Below are 7,842 nucleotides of genomic sequence, written 5' to 3' on the forward strand. Positions count from 1 at the left end.
CTACTTACGTAGAAAGTAAATTACTACGTAGGTTTGTTTTTTTTATAGTAAAAAACACAGACAAAAAACAATCTAACCGCTTAAAAATCAATATTTTGAAAAAACCAGTTTTAATGAACCACTATCCGACACCCATATAATTATCCTCACATCCCCTATACTTTTGGTTTCAAATAAAATCTAATAATATTTAAACCAAAAAATGATGAACCATTTAAACATGCCTTTTTCAGAAATACTAAATTTAATTTCTGATCAAGTTGCCGAAAAAATCTTGCAGAACCTTAATCTATCAAATTCTTCACATGAGGATGTCTTTATGAACATCGATGAAACCGCTAAACTTATCGATCTCAGCCGCCCAACTGTGTACGGTCTCGTACATAAAAACAAAATCCCATACCATAAAAAGGGCAAACGTTTGTATTTCTTAAAATCCGAAATACTAGCCTGGCTAAAGAGCGGCAAGCATCAAACTAAATCTGAAATGGAAGATCGGGCCGATGCTTACTTAATGAAAAACAAACTTTTTTAATCGTTAATCTAACGTTATACTTACGCACAATGGAAAATTATTTATACAAATGCCAGTACTGTGGCAAAGAATTCAAGCCAAACAGACGACACAAACAAAAATTTTGCAGTAATAGCTGCCGTGTCAATTCTTTCAATAAAAATAAGGTTAAAGATGCAGTTGTAAAAACTATTAAAGGAGTTGAAACGGAGAAACCTCTTCAAATTGAGAAAATGAGTTTAGCAGGTTTTGGTAATGCTGCAGCAGGAACTCTGGCTGTAAAGCTAGCCACTAACATTTTTACCAGTCAAGAAAGTAAATCAGCTACTAAAGGAGATCTAAAAAATCTATTAGCTAGCTTAAAACAAAGGTACCACCCCATTATAGGTCTACCTATAAGACCTGATGGCTCTACAGCATTTTATGACATGCAAACTCAAACAGTTGTTTACCAGAAAAAAACAATAAACTATGGAACTTAAAACGATTAACGATGTCCAAAAAGGAATTGACGATGCTATTGCAAAGTCACTTCCTTTAAAACAGCAAGCCCTAAAACAATTGGAAAAAATTATAAATACAATGCCTTCTGAAGTTAGCTATTTCATAAATGAAGCGTACGTGATACAACGAATTCCAAAAGAGTACTTATTGAGCTCAACACTATTTGCGTTTAGCAACGCAGCTGGCTTAGCTTTTAAAGTAAGTGCACTAGGCTATGAAAACTACGGCAATCTATATTTTGCGATCGTTGGAAGCCGCGGTGACGTAAAGTCATTAGCAATCGATCTTGCTACTGATCCTCTGAACGATTATGATAGCAAATGTTACGAGGAATTCGAAAACCAAATAGATACTGATGGTCAAGAAAAGTGCCCTAGACAGCAGCTTTTTCTTCAAGATTCTACTATAGAATCTGCTGTGTTTGTTCATAATAAAAACCGATATTCAGTCGGTATTTTAAATGATGAACTTAGTGGCTTAATCCAAAAAATGGCAAATAAAAGCTCAAATGAGGGAGCAATGTGGCGGGTTTTTTTTCTTCAAGGTTATACTAATAAGCACATTGATATTTCAAGAAAAACTACAGATAGCTTTCGAATTAAAAAGTCATACCCTACATTATTAGGTTCGATTCAAAATGAATTTATTCCAAAACTTTTTGCGGACGGTAATCTAGAAAGTGGATTCATAGACCGTCTATTATTTACCACCAAACTAACTGAAAATAAAACATTGAGTAGAAAAAAGATGTCTGAGTTGACAAAGCAAAACTATAATGTACTCTTGACTAATATTCTAAATGAAAGAAAATTTATTGAGAATGAGTGTGAACGTTTTTCAACTCAATTAACACTGACTGACGAAGCTGACACAAGACTATTTGATTATTTACAAGAATTAACAAACAAACGAGAAAAACTAGGGAATATTTTGATGCAGTACAATGCTAAAATGCAAATCTCGATACACAAATTACTAATTCTAGCTCATTTGATTTTAAACGCTAAAAATGATGTTTTAAACGACCTGATTGCAGTCGAAACAGTCGATTTAGCCATTCTTATAAATGAGTTTTACTTTACAAATTTTCAGATTATCGTAGAAGAAAACTTAGAACAGTCAAAAAAAGATCCCTCATTAGACGAAATCATTAAGGTTGCTCAGAAAAATGGTGCAAAGCAAGATGATGTCGTGCAAATTACAGGAAAAGATAAATCTACAGTATCACGGCGCTGGAACAAAATAATACAGCAACAACCTGCAACTTGAGAATCTTAAATAAAACATCGACAAGCCAATGAAATTAGTACTTAACAAAGTAAAAGCACTAAATATAAAGTTGCAAGTTGCATTATTAAAATCAAATATATCATGTTACATAAACATTCAATTGAATATAAATTTAATTCTAGAAGGAACTACAATTTAACTACACCATGCTGCAATAGAAGCAATAAAGACGGTAAGTTTTCAACATTTGTAAACTTACCTGAAACTTATGGGTTCTGTCATTCATGCGGTAAAAAAACGGTTCCTCCTACTATATATAAGGATGAAAAAGGCAATGAGTACATCTGGGATGACGTCCATAAAAAATTCGAAACCTTTTTAAACTCTTTTCAAAACTCAAACAGCGCAGTAAACACTTTGCAGAATAATAAAATTACTATTGAAAAAAAATGGAAATTTATACCGGAAACGACCATTTGGAACTACTATTATGTTACTCCAGAGAACAACCTCCTCTCGTATTTGCGAAAAGAATATGGAAATGAAAAGGTAAACGATGCGAAGAAACTCTATGCCCTAGGGAGCACCGCAGATGGAGGAACTGTATACTGGAATATTAATTCAGATTTAAAAGTTCAAAAGGCTAAAGTTTCTTACTACAATGAAAACGGCAAAAGAACCAATAAATTCAAGGTTCCTTATAAAAATGAAGACGGTTATTACAGCTGTTTATATGGTGCACACTTACTAGTCGACGATCTAAAAAACGAGAAAACTGTTATACTGGTCGAGAGTGAGAAAACTGCAATCGTTGGATACATTTTATTATCTCAATACATTTGGCTTGCTTATGGGGGCATAAATGGTTTAACTAACGACAAACTAAACTGTTTGAGAGGTCGTAATGTATTGCTAGTTCCTGATATGAGTGAAAATGCTGTTTCAATTTGTTATAACAAACTATTTCAACTTCGTTATATAGGAATTACTTCCTCTGTCTGGGACATGACCGAGGGAAAAACCGATCAGGAATTGAAAAATGAAGGTTTTTATAATTGTGATTTGGAGGATGTGTTTAGGCTATTATAGCAATGTTATCCTTCAGTATACTTATCGTAAATAGCTCCCATTGAATTTTTTTTCGAACCGTTTCCTTTCTCAAATTTTTCAATTAATTGGTAAAAAGCCTCCAACGATTTTTTGAATTGCTCCTCTCCAAAATTTTTTCCTATTTGTTCAAGATAATGTTCTTGAGTGAATTTGCTTAATACTCTACATGAAACTGCCCCAATCATTAAAAACCTAAAATAATGATAGTAATATGCACTAGAGGTAATTTTAATACCACAGTTTTTATTAATGTTTTCTGCCGCTTCTTTAACAGATAGCTTATTTTCAAAAACTCTTTTAGATTCTTGGTAAGTGAAGGGAATTACATTTTCTGATATTTTCATAATATCTCAAAGTTTTAAAACTTATTACTTATTTCAAATTCTTAATAAATGAACTGAACGCTTTCTCAAATTGTGGTAAATTAGTTACTATAAATTCATTCATTTCTAGCCAATCAGTCTTTTTAAATAAATTTACCCCTTGCTTCTCTATTTTAATTCTACTCATTTTATTCTCAGGTAGTTCTTCCCATTCTAGTTCTTGACCAAATGCTTTTTCAATTGCTTCCTTATTCCTTAAAAGCTTATTGAAAAACAATTTGTTTTTATCTTTACTTGACGTTAAAATAGTCAATTCGATTCTAACATACATTTTGGTTATAACAAGTGTATAGGACAAACCAGCTGTTCCTGCTCCCGAAGAAATCCAATGATCCTTTGAAGCACTTACATTATTAAACAATGTAGTGTTTTCTAGTAACGGTAACAACTTAGTCCAATACCTTTTCCTTACTTCAAAACGGCTAGGTTCGACTTCGGTATCAGTCGTTAGAGAATATTTGACACTTAATTCGTCCTCCATTTCAAATAAAGTCAAAAGTCTTTTTAAAGCACCAAATTTACTACTGCTATCAATGTTAGACTCCATAAACCACCCATTAGCTACTTCTTGTGAAGATCTAAAATCAGCTGAATTTCTAGTGATTTTGAAAACGTCTGGACTGCTGACTAATAGTTGTGAGTTCTTTTCATATAAGGCACGAACAACTCCAAAATACATTTGAGCCACTGTATCTTCTTCTATCTTATTGTTTTCAAAAATATAATATTCTAGTTTTTTATTTCTTGGGCTTTCGGCATCAAAGATATTTTGTTCTTCAGAATCGTCATTTTCAGTAATGATAACCGTTGGGTATTCCCAAATCTTCAAAAATCGGTCATAGATGATAATTTGACGCTCTTCGAATTTTTCAATATTCCAATTGTCGATTTTTTTTAGATAGGAATTCAACCATAAGTGGCTAAAACTGTAACCTTGTTCGTTACCCTCTTTATTCATTTCCTTTTTGTCTAGAAATGACTTATTGCTTAGCGCACCATTGTTTCCCGATAAAGTTAAATTTCCTATTGTATTAAGATGTTTTTCCTTGAATAGAAAAAACTCTTCGGATGATAAGTCTGTACTCCATTGTTCAGCTGGATTTCTTGGAAAAATATGTTCTATTGTAATGGTCTCATTATTGGTATTGACCTGTTCTCTATTATTGTAATTCTCCAACAATTCAAATAGGTAATTCCTGTTTTTAGGTTGGGTATTGTACAAATCTTTATCCTTTAAAGCTGTTTTTACATCTTCATTAGAAGGGAACTTGGCGCTTCCTTTCTTTTTGAGTAAGGCTTTTGCAATAGAATCATAATATTCCTCTGAGTCTACTTCGGCATACAAACTCATAAAGATTTTGTTTAATGCACTCGTAGGTAAGCCTACAATAAACCTTCTCCAAGTATAGGATTGAATCAGTTTTAAAATCTTAATTAATTCTGCTGTATCAAGCAAACCGTTTTCGGTGTCTTCAAATACTTGAAGTAAGAATGGATAAGCCACATTAATCTCCAAACGATTGATGTATTCTAGTTCTTTGCGAATACTTGCCTCTTTGACCGTCGATGGATTGGCTAATTTTTTATAATGAGCTGATAATGATTTTATATTCTCTAACTCCTGATAATAAGCCTCTTCTTTCTTGTTATTATACAGGCTTTTGAACTCAAAATACACCTTGTTTTTGTTGGGTATTTTCTTGTTTCGCAACGTTAAGTAATCTCTAATGAACTCAGAAACGAGTGAGCTTTGTTTCACTAAATCTTTGGCATTTTCTTCAATGGGACTCCAAACGGTTTCAAAAATTCTATTTTGTTCTTTTGGTTGTAAATCCATTAGGATAAAGTTGCGAATCAAATCGGATTGTGATAAATCCAAGCCCGTTGAATTTAAACTTTCAAAAATACGTTGCGGATCATCCTTATCTCTTTCCAGTGATATTTCAACGAAAATCAAGCGATTCAGACCTTGTAAAATCAAGTTGAAGTTATCCTCTTTGATACTACTCCTAAAAAAGTTATAATTCTCGATTACATTCGAAAAACCATCAAATTCTCTCTCTGTACCCACCATAATGGCTTTGAAAGCCAATGAATTGCTATCGGTTTGTTTTAGCTTTAATTTGCTAGATTCGTTTTGAACATATTGATTAGTCAAGAACATATTGTATAAACGCTCTGCATCCTGTGTTTTATCATTTTCTTTCGCAAAACGGTAAAGTGCCACATATAGAATATTGATCGTAGTTAATCGCTGCTGACCATCTATAATAACCAATTCTTTTACTTCATTGGTACTATATGTCCCTTCGTGTATAAACACAATGCTCCCTATAAAGTGTGTACCTCTTTTCTCTGTTTCAACCCCAATAATATCGTGTAATAATTCGTGACATTCTGCATTTTTCCAGTCGTAATTACGCTGATATACAGGTATTACAAATTGAACGTTGGGTGCTTGTAAAAAGTTATTTATTTGTAATTCGTTGGCTTTCATAATTTGGTAAGTGCTTTTCCTTTTTCGGTTAAATAGAATTGTTCCGTGCTGCAAGTTGGTTTATCTTGAAGAGATAATACGAATATTAATTTCTTATAATTATAGGATTATATATTTTTGATCAACCATTTTTCCCTTATCATATATTGCGATATAGGTTTCAATTATTCCAACAATTATCATAAAATGAACATCAGAATTAAGTCTGTTCTTTTTTAATGTTTTATAAAAACTTTTTAAATCAGTATTTGAAGGTTTGGGCTTACCTTCTGGATGAGTATGCCACTCTCCTAAATATATTTCAGTACCATTAGATATTTCAAATCGATAATTAATAAAATTCTGAGCCGTTTTGTGTGATCTAATAAAATTATATCTAGATTGAATATCATCACTTGAAGGTTCTGAACAGTTTATTATTTCGATTACTTTATTTAAGACTTTTCCAGTAAGAATTCCTCCTGATTCAGGTAATTCTTTTTTATTCTGAACATGCTTTTTAAATAAATCAATAACTTCTGAACTTATACATATATCGCTATGTGAGCTTTTTATATTCATACAAATTAAATTCTTCACCTTTAATAAAAATCATCACATTATAGTTGGAACTAATAATTACTGTTAAAATAACATCTGTCAATAGCGACCCATAGAAAGCTGTTCTATATCGACTACCATTATTTTGTTTTGGTTTTTTTTCTATAGAAATTGGAGTCGAAAAATAGTACGATAAATCAGTCAAATTACAATCCTGATTTAATAGATGAAAACCATCATGACATTGACAAGTTTCCTTACTAATTTCAACCAACTTTTGAGCTATTAATTCTTCATCCATAATTTGATTATTTAATTCACAAAAAGGATTTAAACTTTCAATAGGAAGATTTTCCTTTTCGATATAAAATATCAACCCCAATCCAGTAAAATCTTCATATTTATTTTCGCAAATTTTATCGACTATATCAATTATCTTATAATTTTTCATTGAATCTTCCAATTAGATTTTTTGACTTAAAAAACACCTTAATTTCTCCATTATTTTTTCGCTCATTAAAGTAGTTACCTTTTAAACATTTCTTATCAGGGAAATAACTTAAATAAGCTGTGCCTTTATGATCGTTTAATTCAACCTGTAAATCAGAAACATTTTTATAATTATAATACAAAGTATAGATACTGTTTGTTTCTAAAAACAACTCTTCACAAATTGTTTCTGATTTTGAGCTTTCATTGTCTCCTCGTCCAATATAAGTATGTATATGTACTTTTGATGCATTCTGAACAATCTCCATTACACATACCATCTTAATTCGCTCATTATTAACATCTAGATAAGATGAAATCATTTCCCCTTCATACCTACCATTTAAATCAGGAATTTTAATAATTAAATTTGTAATGCAATACTTCCATAAATACAAATTTATCCACTTCAATATCAAAAACATAATCCCCAAAACAGATAATACACCCAGATAATTTGATATCAACTTTAAATTTTCTATATTCTGATAGAAAGACTGTCTATTTTTAAATATAAAATATTGCTTAAAACACCTAATACAACTATAAAAGAATACTAAATTTACCTAGTTCTT

The 7,842-nt window shown here is 31.4% G+C and carries 9 protein-coding genes; 4 read left to right on the forward strand and 5 right to left on the reverse strand.

The genetic code is table 11. The features are described 5' to 3' along the window. The first annotated feature begins 220 nt into the window (after positions 1-220). From A3SG_RS20210 to A3SG_RS0116645, 4 genes are all read left to right on the forward strand, one after another. Positions 221-535, forward strand: coding sequence for a helix-turn-helix domain-containing protein (locus A3SG_RS20210; protein WP_232226411.1), 315 nt, complete (start codon positions 221-223; stop codon positions 533-535). A 29-nt stretch (positions 536-564) separates the two neighbouring features. Then, a complete protein-coding gene (locus A3SG_RS0116635) occupies positions 565-996 on the forward strand; it encodes a hypothetical protein (RefSeq protein WP_016991139.1) in 432 nt (143 codons plus the stop codon). Then, the gene (locus A3SG_RS0116640) at positions 986-2,287 is read left to right on the forward strand and encodes a DUF3987 domain-containing protein (RefSeq protein ID WP_016991140.1); all 1,302 of its coding nucleotides are present in this window, start codon (positions 986-988) and stop codon (positions 2,285-2,287) included. The genes A3SG_RS0116635 and A3SG_RS0116640 overlap by 11 nt, the downstream gene beginning before the upstream one ends. Positions 2,288-2,389: 102 nt before the next feature. Beyond that, positions 2,390-3,337 (forward strand): DUF6371 domain-containing protein, encoded by a 948-nt coding sequence (locus A3SG_RS0116645; RefSeq protein ID WP_016991141.1) that lies wholly within the window; start codon positions 2,390-2,392, stop codon positions 3,335-3,337. Positions 3,338-3,342: 5 nt separating this feature from the next. Here A3SG_RS0116645 and A3SG_RS0116650 read toward each other — a convergent pair whose 3' ends face one another. The 5 genes from A3SG_RS0116650 to A3SG_RS0116670 form a co-directional block, all read right to left on the reverse strand. Further along, positions 3,343-3,702 carry a hypothetical protein gene (locus A3SG_RS0116650; protein WP_016991142.1) on the reverse strand — a complete coding sequence of 120 codons (360 nt, stop codon included), beginning with the start codon at positions 3,700-3,702 and terminating at the stop codon, positions 3,343-3,345. Between the two features lie 28 nt (positions 3,703-3,730). Continuing rightward, positions 3,731-6,238 (reverse strand): DUF4268 domain-containing protein, encoded by a 2,508-nt coding sequence (locus A3SG_RS0116655; protein ID WP_016991143.1) that lies wholly within the window; start codon positions 6,236-6,238, stop codon positions 3,731-3,733. A 99-nt stretch (positions 6,239-6,337) separates the two neighbouring features. Continuing rightward, positions 6,338-6,799, reverse strand: coding sequence for a Mov34/MPN/PAD-1 family protein (locus A3SG_RS20215; protein ID WP_016991144.1), 462 nt, complete (start codon positions 6,797-6,799; stop codon positions 6,338-6,340). Next, positions 6,777-7,229: a diadenylate cyclase gene (locus A3SG_RS20945; RefSeq protein ID WP_016991145.1), complete on the reverse strand. Its 453-nt coding sequence runs from the start codon at positions 7,227-7,229 to the stop codon at positions 6,777-6,779. The genes A3SG_RS20215 and A3SG_RS20945 overlap by 23 nt, the downstream gene beginning before the upstream one ends. Next, positions 7,216-7,734, reverse strand: a complete 519-nt coding sequence (locus A3SG_RS0116670) for a hypothetical protein (protein ID WP_198008535.1) — start codon at positions 7,732-7,734, stop codon at positions 7,216-7,218. Before A3SG_RS0116670 ends, A3SG_RS20945 begins: the two co-directional genes overlap by 14 nt. Positions 7,735-7,842: the final 108 nt, after the last annotated feature.

Origin of the sequence: Flavobacterium sp. ACAM 123 (assembly GCF_000264055.1) — a bacterium.
GTDB lineage: Bacteria > Bacteroidota > Bacteroidia > Flavobacteriales > Flavobacteriaceae > Flavobacterium.

What these genes read in the sequence shown, in the direction of transcription:
- A3SG_RS20945 (WP_016991145.1), bottom strand. Translation starts at nt 7,229, where the DNA reads ATGAAAAATTATAAGATAATTGATATAGTCGATAAAATTTGCGAAAAT.
- A3SG_RS20215 (WP_016991144.1), bottom strand. Translation starts at nt 6,799, where the DNA reads ATGAATATAAAAAGCTCACATAGCGATATATGTATAAGTTCAGAAGTT.
- A3SG_RS0116645 (WP_016991141.1), top strand. Translation starts at nt 2,390, where the DNA reads ATGTTACATAAACATTCAATTGAATATAAATTTAATTCTAGAAGGAAC.
- A3SG_RS0116655 (WP_016991143.1), bottom strand. Translation starts at nt 6,238, where the DNA reads ATGAAAGCCAACGAATTACAAATAAATAACTTTTTACAAGCACCCAAC.
- A3SG_RS20210 (WP_232226411.1), top strand. Translation starts at nt 221, where the DNA reads ATGCCTTTTTCAGAAATACTAAATTTAATTTCTGATCAAGTTGCCGAA.
- A3SG_RS0116650 (WP_016991142.1), bottom strand. Translation starts at nt 3,702, where the DNA reads ATGAAAATATCAGAAAATGTAATTCCCTTCACTTACCAAGAATCTAAA.
- A3SG_RS0116635 (WP_016991139.1), top strand. Translation starts at nt 565, where the DNA reads ATGGAAAATTATTTATACAAATGCCAGTACTGTGGCAAAGAATTCAAG.
- A3SG_RS0116640 (WP_016991140.1), top strand. Translation starts at nt 986, where the DNA reads ATGGAACTTAAAACGATTAACGATGTCCAAAAAGGAATTGACGATGCT.